The 26,536-nt window shown below is 70.3% G+C and carries 19 protein-coding genes; 9 read left to right on the forward strand and 10 right to left on the reverse strand.

Annotated elements, in window-relative coordinates; all coding sequences use genetic code 11:
- The first annotated feature begins 9 nt into the window (after positions 1–9).
- A complete protein-coding gene (locus KOI35_RS32285; protein ID WP_215792472.1) occupies positions 10–621 on the forward strand; it encodes a HEAT repeat domain-containing protein in 612 nt (203 codons plus the stop codon).
- Complete coding sequence (locus KOI35_RS32290) at positions 608–1,591, forward strand: MerR family transcriptional regulator (RefSeq protein ID WP_215792473.1); 984 nt, start codon at positions 608–610, stop codon at positions 1,589–1,591. The genes KOI35_RS32285 and KOI35_RS32290 overlap by 14 nt, the downstream gene beginning before the upstream one ends.
- 19 nt (positions 1,592–1,610) lie before the next feature.
- On the opposite strand, the gene KOI35_RS32295 is transcribed toward KOI35_RS32290, so the two are convergent.
- The 3 genes from KOI35_RS32295 to KOI35_RS32305 all read right to left on the reverse strand — a co-directional run bounded on the left by KOI35_RS32295 (position 1,611) and on the right by KOI35_RS32305 (position 4,338).
- Positions 1,611–2,831, reverse strand: a complete 1,221-nt coding sequence (locus KOI35_RS32295) for a phosphorylase family protein (RefSeq protein ID WP_215792474.1) — start codon at positions 2,829–2,831, stop codon at positions 1,611–1,613.
- Positions 2,828–3,583 carry a hypothetical protein gene (locus KOI35_RS32300; RefSeq protein ID WP_215792475.1) on the reverse strand — a complete coding sequence of 252 codons (756 nt, stop codon included), beginning with the start codon at positions 3,581–3,583 and terminating at the stop codon, positions 2,828–2,830. The genes KOI35_RS32295 and KOI35_RS32300 overlap by 4 nt, the downstream gene beginning before the upstream one ends.
- Positions 3,584–3,657: 74 nt before the next feature.
- On the reverse strand, positions 3,658–4,338 hold the full coding sequence (locus tag KOI35_RS32305) for an NUDIX hydrolase (protein WP_215792476.1): 681 nt from the start codon (positions 4,336–4,338) through the stop codon (positions 3,658–3,660).
- 117 nt (positions 4,339–4,455) lie between these two features.
- Here KOI35_RS32305 and KOI35_RS32310 point away from each other — a divergent pair, with 117 nt between their 5' ends.
- Both KOI35_RS32310 and KOI35_RS32315 read left to right on the forward strand, forming a co-directional pair.
- The gene (locus KOI35_RS32310) at positions 4,456–7,437 is read left to right on the forward strand and encodes an AfsR/SARP family transcriptional regulator (protein WP_215792477.1); all 2,982 of its coding nucleotides are present in this window, start codon (positions 4,456–4,458) and stop codon (positions 7,435–7,437) included.
- Between the two features lie 177 nt (positions 7,438–7,614).
- Positions 7,615–7,761 (forward strand): hypothetical protein, encoded by a 147-nt coding sequence (locus KOI35_RS32315; protein WP_215792478.1) that lies wholly within the window; start codon positions 7,615–7,617, stop codon positions 7,759–7,761.
- A gap of 54 nt (positions 7,762–7,815) precedes the next feature.
- On the opposite strand, the gene KOI35_RS32320 is transcribed toward KOI35_RS32315, so the two are convergent.
- A complete protein-coding gene (locus KOI35_RS32320; protein ID WP_215792479.1) occupies positions 7,816–8,985 on the reverse strand; it encodes an FAD-dependent monooxygenase in 1,170 nt (389 codons plus the stop codon).
- A 57-nt stretch (positions 8,986–9,042) separates the two neighbouring features.
- On the opposite strand from KOI35_RS32320, the gene KOI35_RS32325 reads away from it, so the two are divergent.
- The 4 genes from KOI35_RS32325 to KOI35_RS32340 are packed head-to-tail and all read left to right on the forward strand — an operon-like array spanning position 9,043 to position 16,580.
- On the forward strand, positions 9,043–9,573 hold the full coding sequence (locus KOI35_RS32325) for a MarR family winged helix-turn-helix transcriptional regulator (protein WP_215792480.1): 531 nt from the start codon (positions 9,043–9,045) through the stop codon (positions 9,571–9,573).
- Between the two features lie 5 nt (positions 9,574–9,578).
- Complete coding sequence (locus tag KOI35_RS32330) at positions 9,579–13,838, forward strand: CHAT domain-containing protein (protein WP_215792481.1); 4,260 nt, start codon at positions 9,579–9,581, stop codon at positions 13,836–13,838.
- 45 nt (positions 13,839–13,883) lie between these two features.
- Entirely contained in the window at positions 13,884–14,024 is a 141-nt protein-coding gene (locus KOI35_RS32335) for an Atu4866 domain-containing protein (RefSeq protein WP_246614144.1), read from the forward strand.
- Positions 14,025–14,084: 60 nt separating this feature from the next.
- A complete protein-coding gene (locus KOI35_RS32340; protein ID WP_215792482.1) occupies positions 14,085–16,580 on the forward strand; it encodes a GDSL-type esterase/lipase family protein in 2,496 nt (831 codons plus the stop codon).
- Between the two features lie 42 nt (positions 16,581–16,622).
- On the opposite strand, the gene KOI35_RS32345 is transcribed toward KOI35_RS32340, so the two are convergent.
- Genes KOI35_RS32345 through KOI35_RS32360 form a run of 4 tightly spaced genes read right to left on the reverse strand, consistent with a single transcriptional unit; the run spans position 16,623 to position 23,855 of the window.
- Positions 16,623–19,355: an alpha-amylase family glycosyl hydrolase gene (locus KOI35_RS32345; RefSeq protein WP_215792483.1), complete on the reverse strand. Its 2,733-nt coding sequence runs from the start codon at positions 19,353–19,355 to the stop codon at positions 16,623–16,625.
- Positions 19,355–21,661, reverse strand: a complete 2,307-nt coding sequence (locus KOI35_RS32350; RefSeq protein ID WP_215792484.1) for a glycoside hydrolase family 31 protein — start codon at positions 21,659–21,661, stop codon at positions 19,355–19,357. Before KOI35_RS32350 ends, KOI35_RS32345 begins: the two co-directional genes overlap by 1 nt.
- Positions 21,658–22,488, reverse strand: a complete 831-nt coding sequence (locus KOI35_RS32355; RefSeq protein ID WP_215792485.1) for a class I SAM-dependent methyltransferase — start codon at positions 22,486–22,488, stop codon at positions 21,658–21,660. Before KOI35_RS32355 ends, KOI35_RS32350 begins: the two co-directional genes overlap by 4 nt.
- Entirely contained in the window at positions 22,485–23,855 is a 1,371-nt protein-coding gene (locus KOI35_RS32360) for an MFS transporter (RefSeq protein ID WP_215792486.1), read from the reverse strand. Before KOI35_RS32360 ends, KOI35_RS32355 begins: the two co-directional genes overlap by 4 nt.
- A gap of 89 nt (positions 23,856–23,944) precedes the next feature.
- Between KOI35_RS32360 and KOI35_RS32365 the strand changes: the two genes are divergently transcribed.
- Positions 23,945–24,541, forward strand: a complete 597-nt coding sequence (locus KOI35_RS32365; protein ID WP_215792487.1) for a TetR/AcrR family transcriptional regulator — start codon at positions 23,945–23,947, stop codon at positions 24,539–24,541.
- A 115-nt stretch (positions 24,542–24,656) separates the two neighbouring features.
- Here the strand turns inward: KOI35_RS32365 and KOI35_RS32370 are convergent, their stop codons facing one another.
- Both KOI35_RS32370 and KOI35_RS32375 read right to left on the reverse strand, forming a co-directional pair.
- Positions 24,657–24,863, reverse strand: coding sequence for a hypothetical protein (locus KOI35_RS32370; RefSeq protein WP_215792488.1), 207 nt, complete (start codon positions 24,861–24,863; stop codon positions 24,657–24,659).
- A 412-nt stretch (positions 24,864–25,275) separates the two neighbouring features.
- Complete coding sequence (locus tag KOI35_RS32375; RefSeq protein WP_215792489.1) at positions 25,276–26,325, reverse strand: serine/threonine-protein kinase; 1,050 nt, start codon at positions 26,323–26,325, stop codon at positions 25,276–25,278.
- Positions 26,326–26,536 lie beyond the last annotated feature (211 nt).

The following is a 26,536-nucleotide window of genomic DNA, read 5'->3' on the forward strand; positions in this document are numbered from 1 at the left end:
CTGGGCCGCATGACAACGGCTCTGAGCGCCCCCGACTCGTCGACCCGGCTGCAGGCGGCCCTCGCGGCCGGCTCCCGGCCCGACCCCGCACGGCTCGAGCCCCTGATCGAGCGGTGCGCGGTCGAGCCCGACTTCTTCGTCCGCGACATGCTCACCTGGGCCCTGACCCGGCTGCCGCCCGAGCTCACGGTTCCCCGGCTGATTCAAGAGCTTTTCGCCGTACGGGCCCAGGCGCGCAGCCAGGCATTGCATACGCTCTCCAAGGTGGGGGACCGCAACACCTGGCCCGCGATCACGACGGCGCTGCTGCGGGACGCCGACGACGAGGTCGCGCGGACGGCCTGGCGGACAGCGGTGGCCCTGGTGCCGGACGAGGAACGGGAGGGGCTGGCGGTGGAACTGGCGACCCAGCTCGGCCGTGGCGACCGGACCGTGCGGCTGAGCCTGAGCCGGGCCCTTGTCGACCTCGGCGACGTCCTCTCGTCCGCGCTCGGTCCGGGGCTTGTCTCCGCTGACCCGGACGTGCGGGCGCACGCCCACGCCACACTCGTGCTGCTCCGCGACCCGTCGGCGGGCTTCGACGAGGCGCTGCACGAAGCCCGACGACATGCTGATTGGTGACGTCGCCCGCCGGTCCGGGGTGAGCACCCGGATGCTGCGGCACTACGACTCGCTGGGGTTGGTGCGGCCGACCGGTCGCACCAACGGCAACTATCGCGAGTACTCGGCCGACGACATCCGCCGGATCTTCCACGTGGAGAGCCTGCGCTCGCTCGGCCTGTCGCTGCGCCAGATCGCCCGCGCGCTCCAGGATCCCGGCTTCACCCCCGCGGCCCTGGTCGGCGACCTGATCCGCTGGACCGAGGACCGCCTCGAACGGGAACGCGAACTGCTCGACCGCCTGCGCACGGTCGACGCGTCGGCCCCGTCCGGCTGGGAGGACGTGCTGCGCATCGTCGAACTCATGCACGGGCTCGACTCGCCCGACGCCGCCCGCCGCCAGCAGGCCGTCCTCCACCCGGCCGCACTCCCGGTCGAACTGCTGGCGGGCGCGGTGCTGGCCGAACCGGACCCGAACGTCGGCGGCGCCCTGCGCTGGGCCCTGGCCCGAGCCGGCGGCGACGGCGTGGCCAGCCTCGCCACCGGCCTCCACTCCGACGACGTCGACGTGCGGCGGCGCGCGGTCCGGGCGATCGCCGACATCCCCGGCGACGAGGCGACAGCAGCGCTGGCCGATGCGCTCGGGGACGCCGACCCGGTCGTACGGGGAAATGCCGCTCTTTCCCTCGGCCGGCGCGGCGTGCCCGGGGCCGTGCCGGCGTTGGTGGCGATGGTCGTCGAGGGCACCAAAGACGTCGAGGCCTCCGAGGTGCTGGCGACGCTGCCCGCGACCGCCGAATCGATCCTGGACGCGCTGGCCCGCGAACTGGCCGCACCCGAGGCCGGAACCGCCGTGCGGATCCGCTTGACGCAGGCCTTGGTCGAGCTGCCCGACGCCCTCGGGCGCGAGCTGCTGCGCGAGCTGGCAACCGACGACGACCGGGCGGTCGCCCTGGTCGCCGCGGCCCTCAGCGGCCCGGCCGACAGCTGAACACCCCGGGCGTGAGCCCTCAGAGGTGCGGGCGCAGCAGGTCGGCCAGGTCGGTGCGGCCGATGCCGGCCAGGGCGTCCGGCAGCTCGGCCAGGCGGTTGCGGTTCTCCAGCCAGGCCCACACCTCGTAGCCCTCGTCGCCGGCCCGGAAGCGGCGTATCTCGTGGACGGCGATCCCGACCCAGTCGGCGAGGTCCTGCCAGTCGTAGGTGAGGCGGCGGACCACCTGGACCTTGATCGGCCCGGGCACCGAACCCGTCCGCGGGGGTGGCGGCGGTGTGGCCGCCGTGGGCTTCAGCAGGGTGCCGAGCAGGGCGAACAGCACCTCGGCGGAGGCCCGGGCGGCGAACGACTTGAACCGGTCGTCCTTGCCCATGTTCGCGTGGTCCATCACACCCTTGGCCACCAGCCAGTGCGGCACGCGCCGCTCGGCCGCGACCGTGGCCACGGTGGCGCCCTCCATCTCGATGGCCAGGATGCGGCGCTGGCTGGCCTCGAGCCGGTGCCAGATCGTCTCGTCCTTCATCACCGCGTTGCCGCTGGCCATCGGGCCCGCCATCACCTGGAACGGCAGGTGGTCGGGACCGTCGGCGGCGTAGTAGAGCTTCTGTTCGACAAAGGTCTGCCCGGCCGTGGTCAGGACCAGTTCGCCGCCGTCCCAGGCGATCAGGCCGTCGGACTCCCACTGTTCCAGCCGGTGCTGCCACGTACGGTTCGGGAAGTAGCGCGGCCGGGCCGGATGTTTGCGCGGCGACTCGCCCTTGTGGAGCCGTTCCAGGAACCAGACCTTGGCCTCGGCGTCGGTGGCCGTGCCGTGGCTGGGCAGGCCGGTCGGGTCGAACTCCTGCACCGCCCGCAGCCACAGACTGTCGAGCGGGAACTGGTGGTTGTCGGGGAGGAAGACGTCGTCCTCCCACTTGCCCTCGTCCCACTGGTAGGCCGGGGCGGCCACGATGACGTCTCCCGGGGCGGCCGCGCCGGGTTTGCCCGCGCACACCCCAGCCATCGCCAGGCAGGCCGGTTGCAGCTGGTTGGTCAGGGTGGTGGCGATCGGGCTGGTGCTCCGCCCGGCCATCGCCGGCGGCCGGGCCAGCGCCACCGACAGTCCGCCGGACGACGTGGTCGCGTACGGCTCCGATCCGCCCACCCCGCGGTTCACCCACCCGGACGAGCCCAGCACCTCCCGCACCGCGTCGTACTCCAGGGGCAGCGCCGTGATGACCAGAACGTCGACACTCATGCGGATTCCTTCACGTAGGGCCGACCGGCCGTCCAGACCCGGTCGAACTCGGCGACGAAGTGGGTGAACCAGCGGTGGTCACGGTCGGCGCGCAGCGGCAGGGCCGGCTCGGCGGTGCCGCAGCGGTGCGAGTAGATGTCGATGCGGGCCTCGCCCTCGGTGCTCTCCGGGTCGACCGCGATCAGCCCGAAGGCCGGCACGAAGTCGAGCAGCCGCACCTCGAGCCGGCCGGGCGAATTTTCGGCGTGCCGGGCCAGGGCGTCGAGCAGGTCGAGGGTGGGGCGCAGCCGGTGCTCGAAGATCTCGGGACGGTCGGGGATGGTGCTGCGCCGCGCGGCTTCGGCCATCGTGGTCTCGTCCGGAGCGATCAGGGCGATGCGGGCGGTGGCCCCCGCGTCGAGGCACTGCTGCAGGGCGGCGTAGTGGTTGCGTACGGTGCGGGCCAGGGTGACCCCGACGATCCGCACGTCGGCGGCCAGGCGCAGGTCGAGGTCGACGCCGGAGGTCGACGGGGCCAGCAGCCGGTCGGCGCCGGCGTGGTCGCCGATCTCGCGGCCGAGCTGGCGGACCGAGCGGGTGAGCCCGGCCAGCGCCGACCGGCCGTGCAGGGAGCCCGCCGCGAGCAGGCCCAGCGTGGTCAGGGTGGCGCCGCCGGTGATGGCGGGCCCGACGATGTCGAAGGCACCGAGCAGGCCGACGACGAGGGCGAGGGCGATGGTGGACACCAGATCGAGCTGACGTAGGCGAGACATCTTGCACCACCTCGGGGACGTCCGGAAGGAACCGGCACGCCGAGCCTACCCTCTTATTGTGAAGATGACAAAAACTATGCCGTACGGAGGATGGGCGGGTTCAGCGTGGTGGCCGCCCCGGCCCGGTAGAGCGCGGCCGGCCGGCCGGTAGCGGGCATGCGCTTGCCGCCGGTGGGCTCGACGAACCCGTCCGTGTTGATCACCTTGCGACTGAAGTTGCGCGGGTCGAGTGTCTCGCCCCAGACGATCTCGTAGACCGAGCGCAGGTCGCCGATGGTGAACTCGTCCGGGCAGAACTTCGTGGCCACTGTGGTCAGCTCCAGCCGGCGGCGGGCCCGCTCGACGGCGTCGTCGAGGATCCGGTCGTGGTCGAAGGCGAGGCTGCCCCGCACCTTGTCGACCGCGACCCAGCCGGCGCCGCTCGCGTCCGACCCGGCGGTCGGCAGCGGCAGGTCGGGCATGATCGCGAGGTAGGACACGCTGACCACCCGGCCGCGCGGGTCGCGTTCCGGTTTGCCGTAGACCGCGAACTGCTCGAGGTCGATTCGGTCGAGCCCGGTCTCCTCCTTCAGTTCGCGGGCCGCGGCGTCGTCGATGTCCTCGCCCTCGCGCACGAAACCGCCCGGCAGCGCGTGCCGGCCCAGAAAGGGTTTCTTGCCCCGGGTGATGACGAGCACCTGCAGTGCGGCCTCGCGGACGGTCAGAACGACGAGGTCGGCGGCTATCTCGAGCTGGGCGTGGTCCCGGGTCTTCACGATCTCAGCCTAGCTTAGTGTTGTTATGACAGAAACAGGATCTACCGCTTTTCTACCGGAACGCTTCACCGGTCCGGCCGATCACGGCGCGCACTCACCCCGTGACACAGTCGGGAAGTGATCTACCGAGTTCTGGGCGATCTCGAGATACGCGGTCCCGGCGGCCGCCCCGTCGAGTTGCCCGGCGGCCACCAGTTGTCGGTGCTGGCCGCGTTGCTGATGCGCCCCAACCAGCAACTGTCGGCCGTGGAGCTGTTGCGGGCCGGCTGGGGCACCACCAGCGTGCAGGTCGCGCAACTGCACAAGGCGGTCTCGGCCGCTCGCAAACTGCTCTCCTCGGCCGGGCGGCCCCGCGCGATCCAGACCCACAACCGTTTCGGGTACGAACTCCGGGCGGCCGACGACGATCTCGACCTGCTCCGATTCCGGCGTCATATCGCGCGAGCCGACGCCGAGCGGACGGCTCAGCGGACCGTGGCCGAGATCGACCATCTGCGTCACGCGATCCGTCTCTGGCACGGCCGGCGTCCCCTGGCCAACCTGCCCGAGCCCCCGTTCGCCGCGGACGTCGAGTCGCTGATCGCCCGCCGCAAACGCACCGCCGTCCGCCTCTTCGCCCTCGAACTCGCCCGCGGCGAGCACGCCGCCGTCCTCGACGACCTGGCCCAGTTCGCGGCCGAGGACCCGGCCGACGGCCAGCTCTGCCGGCAGCTGATGCTGGCGCTCTACCGCAGCGGCCACGCCACCGACGCCACCGAGGTGCTGGAACGTCACGAGGAGGCGATCGGCGGCAGCGCCGACCGGGAGTTGCGCCGGCTCGGCTATGCGATGGCGCTGCACAACGACGCCGCGGTGGCCCGGGCGGGCGATCCCTCGGTACGCGTACCGAGGGCGGCCCCGCTGCCCCGGCAGCTGCCACCCGCCACGGCGTCCTTCGTCGGCCGCGAGGCCCCGCTGGCCGAGATCCGGCAGGTGCTGCGCGAGGGGACGGCCACGGTCGTGGTGATCCCCGGTCCGGGCGGGATGGGCAAGACGGCCCTCGCCCTGCGGGCGGCGCACGAGTTCGCCGATTCCTTCACCGGTGGCCAGCTCTGGGCCGACCTGCGCGGCACGTCCGACCAGCCGGTCGACCCGGGGGAGGTGCTGGCCGAGTTCCTGCGCGCGCTCGGCGAGACGACCGTCCCGGAACGCCGGCGCGAACGCGTCGCCCTCTTCCGCTCACTCACCGCCGAGCGGCGGCTGCTGATCGGGCTGGACGACGCCGTCGCCGTAGCCCAGATCCGCGACCTCGTTCCGGCCGGCCGGGGTTGCGTCGTGCTTGTGACGACGCGCCGCCGGCTGCCCGGACTGGACGCGCCGGTCCACCACGTCACGCCGCTGACGGCGCTGGACCACGGCACGGCGGGCGCCCTGTTCCGGCACGTGGTCGAGTCGGCCCAGGTGGATCTGAGCGCCGAGGCCGAGGCGGTCGACGCGGTCGTGCGGCTGTGCGGCGGCCTGCCGCTGGCGTTGCGGATCGCCGCCCAGATGCGGGTCGAGGACTTCCACCGGCCCACCGCGGCCCTGCTGGAACGGCTGGCCGGGCAGGGGCCGGCCGGCTTCCAGCACGGCGACGACAGTCTGGCCCGCACGATCGGGGCCGGGCTGGCGCCGCTCGACGACCGGGCCCGCCGGCTGTTCCTCTCGCTCGGCCGGCTCCGGTTCCCGAGTTTCGGCGAGTGGACGGCGGCCGCGCTGCTGGAGGACACCGGGCCGGCCGCGGCGGCCGCGCTGGCCCACCTCGCGCTGGTCGGCATGATCGACCCGGAGAGTCCCGGTACGCGCTACGGCTTCCACGACCTCACCCGCGCCTACGCCCGCGACCGGGCCGACGTCGAGCTCCCGGCGCCGGAACGCACCGCCGCACCGGCCCGGGCGTGCCGGGCGCTGCTCACGCTGACCCGCCGGGCGCACGAGGCCCTGTACGGCGGCCAGTTCGACGTCGTCCACAGTGCCCTGCCCGACGTGCCGGTGCCGGAGAGTGAAGGGCGGGCGGCGGCCGAGAGCCCGCGCGCCTGGTTCGAGGCCGAGCGTCTCACCATCCGGGCCGCGGTCAGCCAGGCCGCCGACCTCGGGCTGGCCGACCTGTGCTGGGACCTGGCCGTCTCGGCGCACGAGTTCTATGCCCTCGGCGCGCACTTCGACGACTGGCGGGCCACCCACGAGATCGCCCTGCGGGCCTGCCGGCGGGCCGGGGAGCGGCGGGGCGAGGGCATGCTGCTGGTCTCGCTGGGGCAGCCGCCCCTGGTGGCCAGCGGCAGCGCCGGCGTGTCGGGACCGGCCGAACTCGAGCGTGCGGTGGCGTTGCTGGCCGAGGCCGGTGACTGGCACGGCCGGGCGGTGGCCCTGCGCACCCTGGCCAACGCGTTGCGGCGGCGCGGCGAGCTGACCCGGCCGCTGGACCAGTTCACCGAGGCGCTCGTGCACTACCGCGAGAGCGGCGACCTGATCGGCGTCCAGCAGACCCTGCGCTTCATCGGCCAGACCCACCTCGACCGGGGTGACCACGGGGCCGCCGTCGCCACCCTGCGGGAGGCCGAGCGGATGGCCCGCGCGACCGGGCAGCCGCAGGTGCTCGCGCCGACGCTCTATTGGAAGGGGCAGGCGCTGCTGGCCCAGGGCGACCGGGCGGGCGCCGGGAGCGCGTTCGACGAGGTCCTACGGGCGTTCCCGGACGGCGGGATCGGGCACGCGTACGCCCTGCACGGCCTGGGTGAACTGGCGCGGGCGACCGGTGAGCGGGAGGCGGCCGCGGCCCGCCTGGCCCGCGCCGCCGAGTGCGCCCGCGACGGGGGAGACGTGGTGCTCGAGGGCCGCGTGCAGCTGTCCGTGGCCGCGCTGGAGACCAACCGCGCCGAGCAGGAGATCGCGCTCGTCCGGGCGGTGGAACTGTTCCAGTCGTGCGGCGCCGCGCACCTCGAGGTCGAGGCCCAGGCGGCCCTGGCCGGGCTCTACGCGTCCCTTGCGGACCAGCCGGAGGCGGAGGCCGCGGCCCGGGACCGGATCCGCGAACTCTACGCGGACGTGCCACCCGGGGATCGCCGCTTAATGTCGTATTGACACTAAGCGGTCCGGGCCGTTAGTGTCATCTCGACAGTAAGAGGTTCTTACCGTCACCAGCGCGCACAGGCACGCGTGCGGGGGCCGGCCAGCTCCCGCGTCCTCCGCTCGGCCGGGCGGGGCGGGCACGCGTGCCCTCCACCCACATCCCGCTACCTTTTCGCGAAAGGAAAGGTCATGCGCGCACGTCATCGTCACTTCCTGCTGGCCCTGGTCTCGGCGGTCGTCCTGTCGCTCGTCACCCAGCCGGCCCCGTCGAGCATCCAGGCCGTCAGCTGCCCCGGCAGCACGAGCTGGGACAACATCCTGCACCGCTGCGTCTGACGGCGTTCCGCCGTGGCCGGTCCGCCAGGCCGGCCACGGCGCCCGTGCGTCCTGCTAGGAGCAGATCTCCGGCAGCTCCTGATCGGTGTTGGCGACCTCGGTCAGCTTGGCCGCGAGCGGCGCGAACAGTCGTGACGTCATCGCCTGGTCGAGCAGCCCGCGCACCGCCAGTCCGAGACGGGTCCGCGGATAGGCGAAGAGTTCGAGACCCGGCGGCAGCTTCTGGACATCGTCGACGAGCGGTCGCATCCATTTCTCGTACGCATCGAGAGCGCCGGGCAGATCGTCCGGCCGTTGCGAGACGTACGCGGAAAGCACGTAACCGCTCGTGAGCGCGAGCGATGCCCCGCCGCCGCCCATCGGGGTCACGCACCAGCCGGCGTCCCCGGCCAGCACGATCCGGCCGCGGCGCCAGGTGCTCATCCGGATCTGGGTGAGGTGGTCGATGTAGACGTCGTCCGACGAGTCGAACCCGTCCAGGATCCGGAGCGCCTCCCACCCCGCGTCGCGGTAGCGCTCGCGTACCCGGGCCAGGGCCTCGGCGCGGTCGAGCCCGGTCAGGTCCTCGGAGCGCGAATAGGACAGGATCGCCCGTGTGGTGCCGTGGTTGTCGGGCCGCAGGTGGATCTGACGTCCCCCGACGGCGTTGTGCCATCGCCACCGGTCGTCGTCCGCCGGCGTACGGGGAATGGTCCCGAAAACCATGGTGATGCCCAGCTCCCGCCGGTCCACCTCGGCACCGAAGATCCGGTCGCGGGTCGCCGAGCGAACGCCCTCGGCGATGACCACGAGATCGGCCGGCAGTGACCGCCCGCCCGCGGTGGTGACCGTGTCGTCGTCGACGTCCTCGATCGTGTCGCCGTAGATGAGCTCGACCCCGTCGGGCAGGTGGTCGAGGATCGTCCGGGCGAAGTCGCCCCGCAGCACCTCCAGCTCGGCCGTGGCGCCGTCCGGGCCGTTCGAGGGCAGTTCGGCCCGCACCTTCCCGTCGCCGTCGACCAGCACCGTGCCCGTCTCCGTGGTGTTCTGCGCCTTGACCGCCTCGAACAGCCCCATGCGGTCGAGCACCTCGCGGGCCACCCCGCGGACGTCCACGTTCTGACCGCCGTCGCGAAACTCCGGCGCGCGCTCGATGAGGGTCACCTCCCACCCGATGCGCCGGAGCCAGAAGGCGGCCGAGAGCCCGGCGATGCTGGCTCCCGAGATCACTGCACGTACGGTCATGGGTCCTCCGTAGCTTCATGCTTTACAGTGAAGCTACTTCACAGTGAAGGGATTCGCATGGCCGCCGTCGATCCGCTCACCGCCGACTGGTCGCCCGAGCAGACCGAGACGATGCACCGGCTGCGCGACTGGGCCGCCGGTTTCGCCGAACTCAACCAGCATCTGGCCGGGTGGATGGACCTGCCCGCCTCGGACGCCAACGCGCTCGGCCACATCATCTGGGCCGCCGAGGAGGGCCGGCCGCTGTCCCCGGCCGACCTGTCCCGCCAGATCGGCATGACCTCGGGCGCGACCACCGTGCTGCTCAACCGCCTCGAGACGGCCGGCCACGTACGCCGAAGCCGCGAACACGCCGACCGCCGCCGCGTCACCCTGCGCCCCGAGCCCGGCGCGCGCGAGCGGGCGCGAGCTTTCATGGCCGAGGCCGGCGCCGAGATCGCGCAGGTGCTGCTGAACACCAGCCCCGACGAGCTACGCACGGTGGCCACCTTCGTGTCCCGCATGACCGCCGCCACCGCCGCCGCCAACAAGCGCCTCGGCGCCGCAGCTCGGTCAGGACGTCCCGCCCGAGCTGCTGTCCGTCAGTAAGGAGCATGCTTCGGCTTGAGGTTCTGGACTTTTCGGGCCCGACCCGCTGGCGCTGGCGGCTGACTGACGCCGACGGCGGCCGGTTCCTGGCCGACCACGTCGTCGAACTGGACGAGGGCGACTGGCAGTACGAGGCGTTCACCGCCCTCGGCCAGTACCTGCTGCTGCACGCCGCCCCCGATCGCCGCCTGTCCGGCGAGGCCCAGCTGACCGCGCAGGTGGGCGAGTGGATCGGCGAGCGGGTGCTCGGCCCGGTGGCGCCCGCCCTGGCCAAGGCCCGGCGTCCGGTGCGGCTCGAGGTGCCGCCGGGCGCCGAGGTGCTGGCCTACCGCCCGTGGGAACTGGCCACCATCGGGGGACGGCCGCTGGCCCTGCAGAAGGTCAACTTCGTCATCGACCAGTTCGGCGGCACCCTCTCCGACAAACAACCGGTCGGTGACCGCCTGCGCATGCTGGCCGTGTTCAGCCTGCCCGAGGACGTCTCGGCGCTCAACCTGCGCCGCGAGCGGCACGCGCTGGCCCGCCTGGTGCAGGAGATCGCCGCCACCAACGGCCGGGCGGTCGAGTTGCGGGTGCTCCAGTACGGCGCCACCCGCACCCGCCTCGAGAACGTGCTGCTCGAGGAGGAGGGCTGGGACGTCCTGCACATCTCCGGCCACGGCCTGCCCGCCGGCCTGCTGCTCGAGGACGACTCCGGCCGCCGAGACCTGATCTCCAGCCGCGAACTCGTCGACCTGCTCGACCTGACCTCCGACCAGCTGAAACTGGTCACCCTGTCCACCTGCGAGTCCGCCGCGGTGACGGCGGCCGAGCACTTGCGCCTGCTCGGCCTGCGCCCACCCGACCCAGCCGCGGACCCTGCTGCTCAACCGCCGGACGAGGCCCTGCCCGCGCTGGCCACCGAACTCGTCCGGCGGCTGGACTGCGCGGTGCTGGCCATGCGCTATCCGGTGGTCGACGATTTCGCGATCGCCCTCGCCGACTCCTTCTACAACCTGGCACTCGGCAAGGGCCAGCCGGTGGCGCAGGCGCTGGGCCTCACCCTGCCGCGGGTGGTCCCCGAGACGCCGACGGCGTCGGCGCCCGCGCTGTCGGTCACGACGCCGGCCCTGTTCGGCCTGCGGGCGGCCGGCCTGAAGCTGGAGGTCCCGCCCGGCCGGCCGGTGGTCTTCCAGGCCGAGGAGCAGAAGCTGGCCGCGTTCCCACCCCAGCCACAACGTTTCGTCGGCCGGGTCGGGCCGATGACCCGGGCCACCGCCGCCCTGGCCCCGCGCAGTGGCCGGGCGGGCGTGCTCTTCCACGGCATGGCCGGCGCCGGCAAGACCGCCTGTGCGCTTGAGCTGGCCTACACCCATGAGAACGGCTTCGCCCGCCTGGTGTGGCACGTGGGCCCACCCGAGGGCGACGACATCACCGCCGCGATGACGGCCTTCGCGTTGGACCTCGAGGCGCAGTTGCCGGGCCTCAAACTGGCCCACCTGGTCGACGACACGGTGGCGTTGCAAGGCTTCCTACCGATGCTGACCGAGTTTCTCGAACGCAACCGGGTGTTGCTGGTGCTGGACAACCTGGAGTCGCTGCTTACTGAGAAGGGGGAGTGGCGGGACCAGCGTTGGGAGCTGATGGTGAACGCCCTCACCGGCCATCACGGGTTCTCCAGGGTCGTGCTGACCTCGCGTCGTCGGGCGGCATCGCTTCCGGTAACGGTGCTGGTGGAGCCGGTGCACGCGTTGTCGTTAACTGAGGCCGTGCTCCTGGCCCGTGAATGGAAGCACCTGCGCTCTCTTATCGACGGGGAGGGATCCGGGCTCAACGAATACCAGTCCCGAGCACTTGCTGCGCGGACGATGGCGGTCGTACAGGGCCACCCGAAGCTGATCGAGCTCGCCGACGGCCAGGCCATCGACCCGGCTGCGTTACAGGTCCGCTTGGACGACGCCGATCAGATGTGGATCGAGACCGGAACTCGTTTGGAGACGTTCCTGCAACGAGACGATGCATTCCCGTCCGACGACGATTACCTGCGAGTACTCGACGGCTGGACCAGGGGAATAACTAAGACCCTGCCCGATGCATCCGCGGCCTTGTTCGGTTTCCTATGTTGTCTGGAGCCGGACGACCGCGTCAGCAGTGTCGTCGAAGCGACCTGGACGTCATTCTGGCAACGCCTGAAGGGGCTCGACAAGCCTGCGCCGGACTTGGACGCTGCGACGATACCTCTGCTGGAACAAGCTCTGGTGGCGGTGGATCGTGTGCCGGAATCGGATGATCTCCGGAGCTTTGACCTCCATCCCGGTGTCGCCGAGACAGGCCGCGTCGCCGGCGGATCGGACATCGCAGTAGCCGTCGACGCTGAACTTGCCGACTTCTGGGTGACCGTTCTTGCGTCTGCTCGGGAGCGGGAGGTCGAAGACATGGGCGCGCTGATCCGACGGTCAGCGTTGGCCGCCGCTCCTTACCTCGTCCGCCAGCAGAGATGGGATGGAGTGCTCTACGCGATCGAGTCGCTTCTCAGCCGTGACTCGTCGCCTGCCGTGGTGGCCGCGGTGCTTCCGCATCTGAACAAGGTTCGCGAGAGCGTGAGCGGAACTGATCTGAAACTGCGTGCCGGTGGCATCCACGCCCGAGCGCTGAAAACCATCAGTCCCGCCCGGGCTGCCGCGGAGTTACGCCAGTTGCTCGACGATGCGGTCGCCGATCAGGAGTTTGCTGTGGCTTCGACCGCTGCCACTGACCTCGTGAATCTCTACGGAACCCTGGGCCACTTCGAGGAAGCCTTCAGGCTCACCGAGGAGAAGAAGGAACTCAGCCGCCAAGCCGGGTTCGGCCCTTGGACGCAACTTGGCGACGACGCACATGGTCTTCAAATCCTTGCGGCGCAGGGAAAGGGGGAGGAGGCGCTGGCCGCGGTGGAGAGACTTCGCGCACTGATGTCGGCGTTGCCGGAATCTTCCGATCAGCTCGAGTCGTCTGTGCCGTGGAATGTTCGTGAACTTGTTTTCGATGTGGGGCGCCAAGCTGCGGTAAGTCTGGGCCGGTGGGAGTTGGCGTTGGAGTTCGGCGCGGAGAATCTGACTTCCAAGAAAGGCAGAGGCGCGAGCGAGTCGGAGAAGGCGCGAGCGGTATTCAACGACTACTTTCCGCTCACGAGGCTGGGCCGGATCGATGACGCCCGAACGTTGCTGCGTTGGTGCCTGGTCGTCTTTGAATCGGAACACGACCTCGCCGAGATGGGCGGCGTGCTGGCCGCCTTGGCTGACGTAGAGGATGAATCCGGGCACGTCGATTTGTCGATCGAGCTGGAAAAGAATGCGTTGCGTTTGTCGTATGCAGCGGGAAACTCTGACGATGTCGCGAGCAGCCACGCCAACATTGCCACCTACTTGGCAAAGTCCGGCGGACCGTCGGAGCACGTTTGGGCCCACCGGCTGGCGGCACTGCTGATCAGGCACTTGGCCGGCGGCAGCCGCAATATCAGGAATCTGTTTGCATTCGCGCAGCATCTGACCGAGATTGCGGCGCCGCCCCTGACGGAGTTCATCGATGTCTGCCGCGTCGTCGATCAGATCGAGGGAGTTCGGCTGGCCGACCTGGTGGCTCGGCTGCCCGGGCATGCGATCGGTGGTCAGGCGGCGCTGGACGAACTGCTGGCCCAAGCCCGCGCAGTTCCAGTCGAGGCAATCAATCAAATTCGAGGGAATATTGCCTGGTGGGAGCCGGTAGTGGCGGGCCTGGTCGCTGCCGACCGGGGCGACGTCGAAGCTGCTCGAGCAGTCGCCGGTGCCTTGAATGAACGAGAGGCTGCCGAGGACTGGCGGAGGTTGGTCGCGGTGCTCCGCCGTGTCTCCGTCGGCGAGCGCTCCGAGGCCTTGCTCGACGGGCTCGACCTGGTCGACAAAGGGGTGGTGAAACGTGTTCTGGACGCTCTGGCCGGCGCGGTGGTCGTGGACCTCCAGGCTTGGCGTGTCCTGACTGAATCCGCAGGGGAGGCTGTGCTTAGCAGACTGATCGAGAGCATGGTCAACGCTGCGAACGGGGATACGGAGTCTCGAGCGTCACTGCAGCAAATGTTGGCCGGAATGAGCGAGGACCCGGAGATTGCGCCAACCATCAAGGTTCTGCGCGGGATACTCGACGGTAACCGTCAGCCGTCTCTGGCCCTGCTCGACCCGGCCGGCGTCGCACTGGTCACTAAGGTTCTCGATCGCTTGAACTCCTCTACGGCGGAGGAGGCAACCGGACCGGTGTCAGGACCGCCTGGCTGATCGAGGCTTTTCGGGATGGCGCTGGGTGGGTGCGACACACCCTGAATGAGTTGCTCCGGCGTTCCTAGGTTGGGGGCATGCGAATCCCCCGGATTTATCGCGGACGGCCGGTTCGACGGGGACGTGCTGCACCACGGGGGCTATCTGCTCTACCGGCAGGGGGCGACGCCCACGGTCGGGCGGTAAATCAGCACTAATACCTATTAGCGCATTTACATCGATGGTCGGCGATGTCATTGTCCGGGCATGTTGCGGAAAGCTCTCGCCGGCCTGCTGCCGGCCCTCGTCGTGGTGCTGGGACTGTCGGTGACACGGCCGGCCCTGGCCAACGACTTCACCGCCTGCGGGCTGGTCGACTCGACGACCGTGTTCGAGGTGCCGTCGGACACGCCGGCCGGTGAGGTCACCATGCGTGTGGGTTGCGCCAAGCAGGCCGGGGCCTTCCGGGGGCTGGCCGCGAGCGACAACGACGTCATCTTCCAGATCTGGGGGCATGGCACCGGCGCCTACGCGGACGCCTTCCACGACACCATGCAGAAGCTGACCGACGACTTCGGGGCGGCCCAGCAGCGAGGCACGTCGCTCAGCGAGTTCCTCGACGCGTCGTTCCGGATCGACGACCCCGTGCTCACGCCGGGCGGCGGTGCGACCCCGCTCGAGTTCGACGGCAAGCTGGCGACCGTCGGCAGCGTCCTGGCCGTCGTCGTGCCGGCCGGTGAGGTGCAGGCCAACGCCAACTGGTGGCAGAAGATGGTGGCGACCATCGGCGGCACGGCCATCGGCATCATCATCGGCGGGCTGTGCGCGCTCGCCGTGCCGGTGCTGCCCGCGCTGGCCCCGGTCTGCGGCGCGCTCGGCGGCTTCTTCGGGGGACTGTTCGTCGACCTGTTCAACTCGATGTTCGACGGGCGGCCGCTCGGCGACAAGGACGTCTGGGTCGAGGCCATCACCCAGGGTCTGCTCGGGGCGGGGCTGGGGGCCGCCGGGGGAGCGGTCGCGACGTGGGCCGAGCGGAACGCCATGCCGATCTTCACGGGTCTGCAGCACTTCCTGAAGAACTCGTACCGCGCCCTGCTGGCCTGGCTGCACTCGGGGTCGGGCACGCTGACGGCGCTGGCCTACATGGAGACCGAGCTCGAGGAGTTCGTGCCGGCCCTGGTCGCGCGGCTGCGCCGGGCCGTGGTGGAGACCAACGCGTCCGTACGCCTGATGCCGCTCGGCGATTCGATCACCGCCGGGCAGGAGAGCTCGGATAACAACGGCTACCGCGACGAGTTGTACGACGCGATCGACGCCCTCGGCACGGTCGACTTCGTCGGCTCGGCGCGGAACGGCACCATGGCCGACCCGGACCACGAGGGGCACCCGGGCTGGCGGATCGACCAGATCGACACGCTGGCCGACTGCACCGTCGAGCAGTACCAGCCGAACGTGGTCACGCTGATGGCCGGCACCAACGACATCAACCAGAACTACGACCTGGCCGCCGCCCCGCAGCGCCTCAAGAATCTGATCAACCAGGTGCTGGCCGACTCCCCGAAGGCGGCCGTCATCGTGGCCAAGTTGCTGCCCACCGGCAAGGCCGGCCTGCAGCCGCGGATCGACGTCTACAACCCGGCCATCTATCGGGTCGTCGCCGACCTGAAGGCCGAGGGCAAGCACGTGGTGTGGGCCGACACCAGCGACATCACGGTCAGCGAGGGCCTGCAGAACGACTCCCACCCGAACGACGCCGGGTACGCGAAGCTCGGCGCCGCCTTCTACCGAGGCTTCCAAGAGGTGATAAGCCGCAACTGGCTGCAGGCGCCGGCCGCGCCGAAGAAGTGCCAGAGCGGCAGCGGGGACGACGGCACCACCGCGCTCGGGGCCGGGTGGCGCAAGCTCGGCGTGATCGCGCCGGGTATGGGCCGGCCCGCGACGTACGACCGCACCGAGCTCGCCGAGATGAACGGCGACGCGCGGCAGGACTACGTGCAGATCCGCAAGGACGGCTCGATCCGGGTCGGCATCAACACCCCGGACCAGCCCGGGCAGCCCACCTGGCCGAACTGGCTGGGCGGCACCGGCGAGTTCCTGCCCGCGGGCGGCCGGGCGATGGTGCCGGTCGACCCGGACGCCGAGACGGTCGCCGACCAGATGCGGCTGGCCGACATCGACGGGGACGGGCGCGACGACGTCGTTTTCGTGGCCGGGAACGGGCGCATGGACGCGTACATGAACCTGGCTCTGACCGAAACCAGCCCGCCCGGCTGGACCAAACTGGAGAACTTCGGGCCGTTCACCGGCACGGTGAACCGGGCCAACATCCGGTTCGCCGACGTCAACGGGGACGGGCGGGACGACGTCCTGCGGGTCGGCAGCGACGGCGAGGTGCACGCCTACTACAACTTCGACCCGGACAACGGTGTGCTGCTGCCCAAGCCCCGCTGGGTCGAGAAGCTCAGCTGGGCGCCCGGGGTCAACGGCGCCTCGCTGGCCAACCTGAGGTTCGCCGACGTCAACGGCGACCGCCGGGCCGACTACCTGATGGTCGGGACCGACGGCAGCGTGCACGCCTATCTGAACAAGGGCGGCAAGGACGCGGGCGGCTTCGAGGCACACCTGAAATGGGCCAACGCCTCGAACTACCCGCAGAAGTACGTGCAGTTCAAGGACATCAGCGGTGACGGCAAGGCCGACTATCTGGTGGTCTACGCCGAGGGCGCCGTCCGGGCCTGGCTGAACCGGGGCGGCAACCTGTAAGCAACGGGCCCGCCGCCGGGTGACCGGCGGCGGGCCTGCACGCTACGGCTGCGTGGTGTAGACCGTGGGATCGCCCTGCTTCAACCAGATCTGCGGGGCGTCGATCGGGGTGAAGGCACGGTCCCCGCCCGGTTCACGGGTGTCCGGGACCGTGTCGCCGTTCGGCTGGTGCATGATGAAGTTGACCGGCTTGGTGTCGTCGACCAGCGGAATCTCGTACGTCGCCCAGCCGCCGTCGACACTGGCATGCGGCCACGGCTTGTCCCAGGCGATCTGGGCCAGCACCGCCGGGTCGACCGCGTCACCCCACAGGTGCAGACCCCAGCCGGTGTAGTCGCCGGCCGGCCGCTGGTAGTGCACGGTCGCCGTCGTGAGCGGCGGCCCGGCGTAGCGCACGGTCCGGATGGTGCTCGTCGTGCCCAGCGTGGCCCGGTAGCGGATCTGTGTGCCCGCGGCCAGGTTCAGCGGCGTGAGGTCGTCGAAGGCGGTGTACGCGGGGGACGAGTCGTCGCGGCCGATGGCAGTCCACGGGCCGCCGGCGACGCTGCGCTCGAACCGCACCACGTGACTGGAACGTTCCGGATCGGCGATCGCCCGCACCTCGACCTTGCCGCGCACGTTGGCGCCCTCGGCCGGTGCCTCGATGGTCAGAACCGGCGCCGGGACCCGGATGTCGCGCTCCCGGCTGGTGGCGGTGTGCCCGGCGTTGTCGAGCACCACCGCGCGATATTCCACGGAAGAGCCCGTGCGCAGTCCGGACACGTCGTGGAACACCTGGTAGGGCGCGTTGTCGTCGGTGCCGATCGACTGCCAGGTTCCTTTGCCCGTACGGGCGTAGAAGGTCACCTCGGCGAACGAGGAACCCGCGACAGAGGCCGAGACCTGCACCCGTCCTCGCGACTCGGCGGCCGGCGCCGGCGCGGCGAGCGAGATCGCCGGGGCCGCCTTGGACGCCGGGATCCGGCCGCTCGATGCGTAGACCACGGTGGACAGCGCCGGAACGGTGACGCTGAGCCGCCGATCGGAGGCCGACGTGACCGTGGACGGTCCGGATCCGTACACGCGCTCGAACCTGCCCCCGGAGATGTAGGTCGGCACGGCGACCGTCTTCGCGGCGGTCGAGTTGTTGAGTGCCACCACGAACTCGCGCTGCTGACCACGGTCGGTGCGGGAGAACGCGTACACGCCGGGGCCCGGGTCGGCGTAGCGGCTCTGGTGGGCGCCGTCGCGAAGCGCCGGGTACCTCTTGGCCAGCGCCGCGAGCCCGGAAATGCTCGTGTAGAGAGGGTGCGTGGTGACGAAGTTGTCCGAGGCGTGGGTGGCCGTCGTACCGAGCAGGTCGTCGTCGAGATATTCGGGCACCCGGCTGGCGAACATCGTCTGGCGGGCGTCCTGGTCGCCGCCCGGTCCGGTGAAGCCCTGCTCGTCGCCGTAGTAGATGACCGGGTTGCCGCGCGAGAGGTACATCAGCTCGTGGGCCAGCCTGTCCTTGGCGACCCAGGTGGCGTCCCCGGCGCCCGGGTTGTCGGCGGTCACGAAGCTGCCGATCCGGCCCATGTCGTGGTTCCCGAGGAAGGTCGGCAGCTGGTAGACGTTCGAGTCGGCGTCGGTGTACCAGTCGTCGGCCGCGAAGAACTTCTCCAGGGCGGCGGCCGGCTGCCCCTTGGAGGCGTAGTTGCGGGCCGCGTCCTGGAACGGGAAGTCGAGCACCGACTGCATCTTGTCGCGGGTGGTGAACTGCGAGGTGAAGCTCTTCGAGGTGTCGAAGACCTCGCCGAACATGAAGAACTCGGGCTTGCCGTGCTTCTTGGCGAAGGACAGCACCTCGGGGCCGAACCTCTGCCAGAACTCGTCGTTGACGTGCTTCATGGTGTCGATCCGGAAGCCGTCGACGCCGAAGTCGGCGATCCACTTCTCGTAGACGTCGATCATGCCGTTGACGACCTTGGGGTTCTCGGTGAACAGGTCGTCGAGGCCGAAGAAGTCGCCGTATTGCGAGTTCTCGCCGACGAACGTCGTGTCGCCGCGGTTGTGATAGAGCGTGACGTCGTTGAGCCAGGCCGGCACCTTGAGGTTCTGCTCGGCCGGGTCCAGCACCGGAACGTACGGGAAGGAGGTCTTGGGGTCGAGCTTCGGGAAGTTCGCCTTGCCCGCGTAGTCGCGGTCGTCGAACGGCTGGCCGGCGGCGGTCCTGTACGGCGAGACGTCCTTGGACACGTACGGCTGCCGCGCCCCCGACTCGTAGCCGATCACGTCGGCCGTGTGGTTGGTGATGATGTCGAAGTAGACCTTCATGCCCCGCTGGTGGGCGGCGTCGATCAGCGACTTGAGCTCGGCGTTGGTGCCCAGGTGGGGGTCGATCTGGGTGAAGTCGGTGATCCAGTAGCCGTGGTAGCCGGCCGACGGGCCGTCCTCGAGCTGCACGGCCTTGTTCTTGAAGCTCGGCGTGAGCCAGATCGACGTCGTGCCGAGGCCCTTGATGTAGTCGATGCGCCGCAGCAGCCCGGCCAGGTCGCCGCCGTTGTAGAAGCCCTTCTTCGTCGGGTCGAACCCGGACACCAGCGGGTCGGCGCCGAGTCCGCCCTGGTCGTTGGCGGTGCTGCCGTTGTCGAAGCGGTCGGCCATGACGAAGTAGAAGTTCTCGTCGGACACCGGCGCGCGTAACGAGTGGCGGCCGGGCAGACCACCACCGCCGGACGCGCTGGCCGGCGCGCTCAGAGCGCTCCCGGCCAGCACCGCGGACAAGAGGAAGGCGAACGTGCGGCGTATGTGCATCAGATCTCCTGCGCGAGAAGGATTTCCCCGATGGCGGTGGCGAGCGCGTCGTCCAGGTCGAGGGCCTGCAGGGCCGAGAGCCGGACGGTGAGCGGGCGGTCGGCCGTGGCGGTCTCGAGCACCTTGGTCTTGGTGCGGTACTCGATCTGGGCCCGGTCGAGCAGCGTGAAGACCAGCCCGGACACGTCGTTACGGCGCAGGCGGGGACGGGCGCCGACGCCGATCCGTAACGTGGCCGTGACTGGCACGTCATGGACTGTAATGGATGTCCGGGTGTCACCGCGCTCGATGTCGAACGGAGTGTCCACGCCGTCGACGGTTGCCACCGGATCGACGTCGGTCAGCGCCGGAAAGCTGACGGTCCAGCGCCGGGCAGCCGGTAGGATGCCGTCGGCGTCCTCGGCCGGGGCGACGACGAGTTCGCCGTCCGCCTGGCGGTAACGGAGCTGAGTCCGTACGGGAAAATCCTCTTGCAGCTCGAAGTCACCGTCCGCGCCGGCCACCACGAGTAACTCCAGGTGCCCGGGAATGACCGGATCGTTGCCGGGCACGGCCTGACCGTCGAGCGGGATGATCGCCCCGCCGGTCGCCAGCACCGGGATCGTGGTCAGGTCGCGATGCAGCAGAAGCGTGCGCCCGCCGTCGTAGACGAGGTCGGTGAGCACGTCGACCCACGTCCCTTCGGGCAGCCACGCCTTGACCCGGCCCAGTCCCGTGCGCCGGTCGGCCGGTGTCACGATCGCGGCGACCAGCAGCTCGGTGCCGAACTGGTACTGATCGGGCACCTCGTAGGCCGCGTCCTCGGCCGGCGCCCGGTAGTACATCGGCAGCGCCAGCGGATCGCGGCGGTGGTTCATGGCGTGCAGGTACGGCACGAGCCGGTGCCGCAGCCGCAGGAACGCCGTCATCACCGCGCGGGCCGGCCCGGGGTGCAGCCACGGCTCCTTGTGCAGGAACGGGTTCTTGGTCGAGTGCAGCCGCAGGACGGGGGAGAAGCAGCCGAACTGGACCCAGCGGGTGGCGAGTTCGTCATCCCGTACGCCGAACAGATGTCCGCCGATGTCATGGCTCCACCAGCCGTAACCGATGTTGGCCGCGGTCGCCGTGAAGTACGGCTGGAAGGCCAGCGAGGCCCACGACACGACGGTGTCGCCCGAGAACCCGACCGGATAGCGGTGACTGCCCGGCCCGGCGTACCGCGAGAAGGTGAGCGAACCGTGGTCGCGGAAGTGGAAATGGTTGAGCATCCACAGCGGGTCGATGCCGGCGATCCGCGAGTGCGGCCCCGACTGCCAGTCGAGCCACCAGAAGTCGACACCGCCATCCTCGAGCCCGCGGTGCAGCACCTCGAAATAGGCAGTGAGGAACGCCCGGTCGGTGACGTCGAACGCGATCGGCTCGCCGGCCGCCGGGTCTTTCCCCAGGGCCAGAGCCATTTTCCCGTACGCGTCCTCATAGGCGCGGACCCCGTCGGCCGGGTGCACGTTGAGCGTCACGCGCAGTCCTTCGCCGTGCACCTTGTCGAGGAACGCGGGCGGGTCGGGGAAGAGCTCCCGGTTCCAGGTGTATCCGGTCCAGCCGCTGCCGTACCGGGGGTCGACGTCGGTCACGTGCCAGTCCATGTCGAGCACCCCGACCGAGAACGGCAGGCCCTCGCGGCGGAACCGGTCGAGCAGGTCGAGGTAGGAGTCGGCGGTGTACTCGTGGAAGCGGCTCCACCAGTTGCCCAGCGCGTAACGCGGCACGACCGGCTGGGGGCCGGAGACGGCGTAGAACGCGTCGAGCGCCTCGCGGAAGTCGTGGCCGTAGGCGAACACGTACAGGTCGACGCGGTTGACGTTGTCGGCGCTGACCCAGCCGTCTTTCGTGAACAGGAACGAACCCGAGTCGTCGATGACCGCGTAGCCCGTACGGGAGACAACGCCCGGTCCGAGAGGGATCGCGCCGTCGGCGTTGTCCAGCGTGCGGGCGGTTCCGCCCAGGTCGTCCGGCGTCTGCCCGTAGCGCCAGACCGAATGGTAGTTGCTGATCCCGCCGCCGACGGCGAGGCTGAGCCCGCTCGTGGTGAACGGCCCACGGTCGTACGTGAGACGCAAGCGCGACGTGACCACCTCGAGCAACCCGTCGCTCTCGTGCCGTTGGAAGCCGGGCACGGGCAGTCGGCGGTTGACGGCAAAGGTGGACGCGCGGTCCTCGAACACGCCGTCGTCGGCGTACTCGAGACGGACCAGGCCATCGGTGAGCACGGTGATGCGGTATTTGTCGCCCTGGACGATCGCTGCCGGGTCGGCGACCGGGTTCGTCATGCGGCCCGCCCGGCGACCATCCAGCACGCCGCGGTGAAGGCGACTTCTCTTTCTTTCACGTACGGATCGAAGGCCGGCCGCACCACGTCGACGACCTTGGCCCGCGTCGCCTCGTCGACGTGCGGGAGGGCCAGGCCGACCGGGCCCAGGCGGCTGAAGTAGCCGACCAGCTCGGACTCGGGCATCGTGCAGGTGACGTCGACCGGCTCGAGGGTCACGCCGGACCAGCCGCTCTCGTCGAGGATCCGGCGGACCTTGCCCTGGTCGGCGAAGGCGAACTGGCCCGGTGCCTCGGGGTCGCGCGGCGGCAGGTCGGGGAGCAGCGGGGCGGCGGCACGCTCGGCGGTGGTCATGAACGGGTTGTCCTCGATGTCGCGCCACACCAGGGCTTTCAGTGTTGCTCCGGGTGCGGCGGCGTGGCGCAGGTTGGTGAACGCGCGTACGGGATCGTTGAAGAACATGACGCCGAAGCGGGACATGACGAGGTCGTACGAGGCGGGCTCGAACTCGTGCTCCTGGGCGTCGGCGCGGATGAAGGTCACGTCGACGCCCGCCTGCTCGGCTCGTTTCCGGGCCGCGGTGAGCATGGGTTCGGAGATGTCCACGCCGGTGGTGCGGGCTGCGCCTCGCCCCGCCATGGTCACCGTGGTGCCGCCCGTGCCGCAGCCCACGTCGAGCACGGTCGTGGCCGTCCGCGGCACGGCGTCGATCAGCACGTCGGCGAGCGGTTGATAGAGGGCGTCCATCACCGACTGCGCTTCGATCCAGGCGTTGCCGCTCGGCCCGTTCCACCGGGCGGCACCGTCGTACGTGTTCTTGTCAGTCATGCGCTCACTTTGGCACCTTCCCGCGGTCCTGTCGGTGTGAGCGCGGCCGCCACCACTACTCCGACGGCGGCGATCACGGCCACGGTGCGGAAGCCGTTCTCGAAGCCGGCCAGGGTCGAGCCGGCGATGCCGGCGGCGGCCACGCTGGAGACGACCGCGGCGCCGAGCGAGGCGCCGAACTCGTGGAACGTGCTGACGATGCCCGAGGCGATGCCGGCCTCGTGCGGGGCGACCTGGCCGAGCGCGGTGGCCGAGGCCACCACGAACAGGACACCCGTGCCCGCGGCGGCGATCACGACTCCGGCCAGCACGGCCGCGGTCTCCAGTTTCACCGCGGGGATTCCCATGCCGACGGCGGCAATGGCGGTGCCGGCGATCGCGAGTGGCCGTGCTCCCAACCGACCGATCAGACGGCCGGTGAGCTGGGCGGACAGCATCGTGGCGACAGCGACCGGGAGGAACAGCAGGCCGGTGGTGAGGGCGCCGAAACCACGGGCGCCCTGGAAGTAGAAGGTGCCCAGGAAGAACACGGCGACCATCAGGGCCGTCGCCAACAGGATCAGGAACGTGCCGGTGGCGACCGGGCGACGGGCCAGCATTCGTACGTCCATCAGCGGGGCTTCGGTGCGCTTCTGCCACCACACGAAGAGCAGGTATCCGATGGCGCCGGCCAGCAGCAGGAGGCCGGTCGTGGCGGTGAGCCAGCCGCGGTCGCCCGCCCCGATCAGCGCGAAGATCACGGCCGCGGTCGACGCGGTCACCAGAGCCGCTCCGAGTACGTCGACTCTTCCGTGAGCGTTCGGCTTGATTGTCGGCAGCATTCGGGTCAGGGCGGCGGTGATGATCAGGCCGACCGGGACGTTGACGAAGAAGACCCAGGGCCACCCCGGACCGGCCGTGATCAGGCCGCCCAGCAGCACGCCGAGCGCCGCGCCGCCGCCGCCGAGGGCCGACCAGACGCCGAGGGCCCGGTTCCGCTCGTCGCCGTCGAACAAGCCGATGACCAGCGAGAGTGCGGCCGGCGAGAGCAGGGCCGCGCCGACCCCCTGGGCGATCCGCCCACCCAGCAGCACCTCGGCCGAACCGGCCAGACCCGCCACCAGCGACGCCCCGGTGAAGATCAGCAGCCCGGCGAGCAGGACACGCTTGGCGCCGATCAGGTCGGCGATCCGGCCGCCGAGCAGCATCAGGCCGCCGAAGGTCAGGGTGTAGGCGCTCACCGTCCAGGTCAGCGCCGTGCGGCTCAGGCCCAGGTCGGAACCCAGGCTGGGCAGCGCGATCGCCACCACGGTGACGTCGAGGATCAGCATCAGCTGGGCGATCCCGAGGAATCCGAGAATCCGCCAGCGCAACGGATGGGGTGTCATGATCGACCTCCGGCTCTAAGTCGTACGTAGGTGTACGAGATAGCGCCGACGATAACTCGTATATTCCCGTACGAGATAGAGTGGGTGACATGGCTCCCACCGAGGCCCGCCCCCAACCTCGCCGCCGCGCCGACGCCGAGCGCAGCATCGCCCGCATCGTGGCCGCGGCCCGCTCCTCACTCAGCCGCGACCCGGACGCCACGGTCGACGAGATCGCGCTGGCCGCCGGGGTCGGGCGGATGACGGTCTACGGCCACTTCCGCACCCGGCCCGAGCTGGTCGAGGCCGCACTGGCCGAGGCGCTGCGGGTGGGGGAGGAGACACTCTCGGCGGTCGACCTGACCGGCGACCCGCGCGAGGCGCTGGCCCGCCTGCTGGCGTCGAGCTGGTCCCTGGTGTCGGAGTCGTCGGCGCTGCTGGCCGCGGCCGAAAAGGTGCTGCCCGAGGGCCGGGTGCGCGAGTTGCACGGCAGCGCCGCCGACCGGGTCGAGGCGCTGCTCGGCCGCGGTCAGGCCGACGGGGTGTTCCGCACCGACCTGCCGATGAGCTGGCTGGTCAACGTCATCCAGCACGTCCTGCACGGCGCGGCCGAAGAGGTGCGCGCCGGCCGCCTGGCCGAGCACGAGGTGGCCCGCGTGGTGACGCGCACGGTGTTGTCCATGCTGACCGATCGACCGGCCCACTAGACCGGCCGATCGGCAACGCCTTTACTCGCGGCCCGTCAACTTGCGGCCGCTCTGCTTACGGCCGCTTTGCTTACGGCCCCGCTTTGCTTACGGCCCCGCTTTGCTTGCGGCGGCTTTACTTGCGCCCGCGCAGCCGGGCCGCGAGCTGCGACAGTCGGCGCTGGTTCTCGGGCTTGCGCATCTCCTGCTGGGCCCGGTTGCTGAGCTGCGAGAGCCGCCGCTTGTTCTCGGGCTTGCGCATCTCGGCCTGAGCCCGGTTGACGAGCTGCTGCCCCTTGGGGCTGCGCAGGAACTGACGAATGCGGTCGGCGATCGATGCCATGAAGGTGTCCTCTCCCCGCCGCACCCGATGGCCGAACTCCCGCACACGAGACTCCGACCCCCGAACGCGGCGATCATGTCGTCACGTGGTGAGCCGAAGGTCTCGTCCACCTCGCAACCGTCACGAGGCCCGGGCACCGGGAGCCCGAAGACTCCGTACTGACGACAGCCGGCGGAGGACTACTCCCCTTCGCCCTCAAAGGTACCCGAGTTCCGACGCCCGCTGCGGAACGTGACGTGCCGACACCGCACCATCCGACCAGCGCGGACATAACCGACGAGAAGCCGGGAACCGACCCCGGTCGATCGTGCGTGGCAGCGTCGAACTCCGTACGCGGAAAACTGAAGCCGCGACCAGGGTCTGTGTCGAGTGGGGGCCACGCCGCAGCCCGGCCCCCACTTCGACACAGACCCTAGAAGCAACCGCAGATGCCCAGTCGCGAGATCACCCGTCCGCACGCCTCGCATGTCGGTGTGTTCGACCGGGCCGGCACATCCAGGGTTCGATGGGGATCCGGGTCCGGTGTGACCGGCGGTGCGCTTGGCGCGACCACGGGTGACACCGCGCGAGATGGTCCGAGCAGCGCTTGGCGGATGTCGTCCGGCGTGGTTCCCGGCCAGCCCACCCTGCGCACATGCGCGCCGACTTCGGCGAGTGAGGCTCGCGGATGTTTGGCCCGGTAGGCGCGCACTTCGGCCACGAGGCGGGCAGTGTTCCGGTCGACGGCGGCGTCGCCGGGTCTCGGGCGATGGGCCGGCCCGGACGATGGGACGGTCTTCTCGCCGCGCAGCGCGGCCCGAACATCGGCCTCGGTGGCTGCAGGCCATCCCTTTCGCCTGATGACCGCAGTCAGGGCGGCCACGCGCCAGCCGGGTCTCGACGCGTCGAGGGCACGCACTTTGCGAGCCATGGCTTCGGTCGTCGCGGACGTCTTCTGATGGAGCGCCGCTCGAACTGTCCCTGGAGTCGCTTTGACCCATCCGCGCTCCCGCAGATGAGCGGCCAGCTTCTTCGAATCGATGCCGGGGTTCTTTGCCATGGCTGACCTGGCGTCCTCCGCCAGCATCGCGCCCGGCTTGGAGCCCAGGGCCTCCGACACCCGGTCGGAACTCAATCCGGGCCATCCGAGCTTGACCCGGAGCGCATTCCTCAGGTCTCTGGGCTTGAGATGGGGCCGCCGGGTCAGGATGGCCCGCGCAGCCCGTTGCAGCTCGGCGGTGGTAGCCGGGTCGGTAGCGGACGGGCTCGTCGGAGTTTGCCTGGTGACGCCGTCCGGCCGCCCGCGCAACGGCGTTGCCGCTCGCGGAGCACGCCGATGTTCCGGCGCTTGGGGCCTGTGCAGATCGTCGAGCCAGCTGTCCGGTGTCCGGTCGACGGGCTCGTCGTTCTCCGCGTCGTGTCCTGGACCGCCACCCCGGCGCCCTGATGCGTCGCTGTACCAGTCGTCGATCGAACGCGCCACACAGCCTCCCGTCCTCGGCGGGCCTCTGCCGAGAATAGGTGATCTTGAAGCGAGGGCTCCCGGCAATGAGACGGAAATACCGGTACGGATACCGTGAACTGGTCGCTGGCCCGGGTGTGAAGAACCGATCGGTCGTTGTTGCTCGGGTTCCAGGACGTCCTCGGACACCTGGAACCCGAGCCCGATGAACGACGAGCAGGGCGCGCGACCG

Source organism: Paractinoplanes bogorensis (genome assembly GCF_018829635.1).
GTDB lineage: Bacteria > Actinomycetota > Actinomycetes > Mycobacteriales > Micromonosporaceae > Actinoplanes > Actinoplanes bogorensis.

What these genes read in the sequence shown, in the direction of transcription:
- KOI35_RS32290 (WP_215792473.1), top strand. Translation starts at nt 608, where the DNA reads ATGCTGATTGGTGACGTCGCCCGCCGGTCCGGGGTGAGCACCCGGATG.
- KOI35_RS32340 (WP_215792482.1), top strand. Translation starts at nt 14,085, where the DNA reads ATGTTGCGGAAAGCTCTCGCCGGCCTGCTGCCGGCCCTCGTCGTGGTG.
- KOI35_RS32370 (WP_215792488.1), bottom strand. Translation starts at nt 24,863, where the DNA reads ATGGCATCGATCGCCGACCGCATTCGTCAGTTCCTGCGCAGCCCCAAG.
- KOI35_RS32285 (WP_215792472.1), top strand. Translation starts at nt 10, where the DNA reads ATGACAACGGCTCTGAGCGCCCCCGACTCGTCGACCCGGCTGCAGGCG.
- KOI35_RS32355 (WP_215792485.1), bottom strand. Translation starts at nt 22,488, where the DNA reads ATGACTGACAAGAACACGTACGACGGTGCCGCCCGGTGGAACGGGCCG.
- KOI35_RS32315 (WP_215792478.1), top strand. Translation starts at nt 7,615, where the DNA reads ATGCGCGCACGTCATCGTCACTTCCTGCTGGCCCTGGTCTCGGCGGTC.
- KOI35_RS32325 (WP_215792480.1), top strand. Translation starts at nt 9,043, where the DNA reads ATGGCCGCCGTCGATCCGCTCACCGCCGACTGGTCGCCCGAGCAGACC.
- KOI35_RS32350 (WP_215792484.1), bottom strand. Translation starts at nt 21,661, where the DNA reads ATGACGAACCCGGTCGCCGACCCGGCAGCGATCGTCCAGGGCGACAAA.
- KOI35_RS32320 (WP_215792479.1), bottom strand. Translation starts at nt 8,985, where the DNA reads ATGACCGTACGTGCAGTGATCTCGGGAGCCAGCATCGCCGGGCTCTCG.
- KOI35_RS32360 (WP_215792486.1), bottom strand. Translation starts at nt 23,855, where the DNA reads ATGACACCCCATCCGTTGCGCTGGCGGATTCTCGGATTCCTCGGGATC.
- KOI35_RS32335 (WP_246614144.1), top strand. Translation starts at nt 13,884, where the DNA reads ATGAGTTGCTCCGGCGTTCCTAGGTTGGGGGCATGCGAATCCCCCGGA.
- KOI35_RS32345 (WP_215792483.1), bottom strand. Translation starts at nt 19,355, where the DNA reads ATGCACATACGCCGCACGTTCGCCTTCCTCTTGTCCGCGGTGCTGGCC.
- KOI35_RS32365 (WP_215792487.1), top strand. Translation starts at nt 23,945, where the DNA reads ATGGCTCCCACCGAGGCCCGCCCCCAACCTCGCCGCCGCGCCGACGCC.
- KOI35_RS32300 (WP_215792475.1), bottom strand. Translation starts at nt 3,583, where the DNA reads ATGTCTCGCCTACGTCAGCTCGATCTGGTGTCCACCATCGCCCTCGCC.
- KOI35_RS32295 (WP_215792474.1), bottom strand. Translation starts at nt 2,831, where the DNA reads ATGAGTGTCGACGTTCTGGTCATCACGGCGCTGCCCCTGGAGTACGAC.
- KOI35_RS32330 (WP_215792481.1), top strand. Translation starts at nt 9,579, where the DNA reads ATGCTTCGGCTTGAGGTTCTGGACTTTTCGGGCCCGACCCGCTGGCGC.